This window comes from Acinetobacter sp. CIP 102637, from assembly GCF_000368425.1.
GTDB classification, from domain to species: Bacteria; Pseudomonadota; Gammaproteobacteria; order Pseudomonadales; family Moraxellaceae; genus Acinetobacter; species Acinetobacter parvus.
This window is the reverse complement of the sequence record NZ_KB849435.1, coordinates 384,849-386,026: the sequence shown is the minus strand read 5'-3', so window position 1 is coordinate 386,026 and position 1,178 is coordinate 384,849. Positions and strand designations below refer to the sequence as shown.

Genomic DNA, 1,178 nt, shown 5'->3' with positions numbered 1-1,178 from the left:
ATGCTTTCTAAATGGCGTATGTCGCCATGAACGATTAGATCAACACTATCAACTATGCGCTTGATTTCTAAATGGCGTATGTCGCCATGAACATTGGTTTTGCTTGTCTAATGGTGTTTGCAACTTTCTAAATGGCGTATGTCGCCATGAACATGAGCGTTGATGCTACACGTTGGGCTTGGTTTTTCTAAATGGCGTATGTCGCCATGAACCGGCAGCTTTCTAATCGCTGCTAGTCGTTTACTTTCTAAATGGCGTATGTCGCCATGAACGAATTAAATCAACGGTTGCGACCCTTTTTATATTTCTAAATGGCGTATGTCGCCATGAACTTAAAAACTGCATGGGTGATGGACTATATATTTTTCTAAATGGCGTATGTCGCCATGAACCTTTTGATGAATCTCCTGCCATATTTATTGTTTTTCTAAATGGCGTATGTCGCCATGAACAACAGCGACGGGTGGCTGATGGATTGATGCAATTTCTAAATGGCGTATGTCGCCATGAACACACTGAATAAGAACTTGCTAATCACGCCTAATTTCTAAATGGCGTATGTCGCCATGAACGAAGCATCACGCCAGCAGATTGAACGCATGGCTTTCTAAATGGCGTATGTCGCCATGAACGACCCTTTGGCGCTGGGAAACAATGACACCCTTTTCTAAATGGCGTATGTCGCCATGAACACCAAGCAGTGTGCAGCACTTTATGAATCACTTTTCTAAATGGCGTATGTCGCCATGAACCATTTAAAATCTGCATAGCAGCGATGCCATCAGTTTCTAAATGGCGTATGTCGCCATGAACCTGCTGTCTGCATGGGTCCACGTTCAGCCTGTTTTCTAAATGGCGTATGTCGCCATGAACATGGGGCTTATACCGTTTTACAACGATATACATTTCTAAATGGCGTATGTCGCCATGAACTTTTCAATATCCAAACTGAAATTACTGGCAACTTTCTAAATGGCGTATGTCGCCATGAACATGCTGGTTTATAGAACGGGCGTACCGTGTTTTTTCTAAATGGCGTATGTCGCCATGAACCGTCACTATGCACTCGGCTGTTATTTGCATAATTTCTAAATGGCGTATGTCGCCATGAACAGGATTTAAATTATGAACAATCAAGACAATCATTTCTAAATGGCGTATGTCGCCATGAACTGCAA

The 1,178-nt window shown here is 42.6% G+C and carries 1 CRISPR repeat array.

The annotated features are described in order from the left end of the window. Positions 1–4: 4 nt before the first annotated feature. A CRISPR array of direct repeats spans positions 5–1,173; the repeat unit is 28 nt; unit sequence TTTCTAAATGGCGTATGTCGCCATGAAC. Between the last annotated feature and the right edge of the window lie 5 nt (positions 1,174–1,178).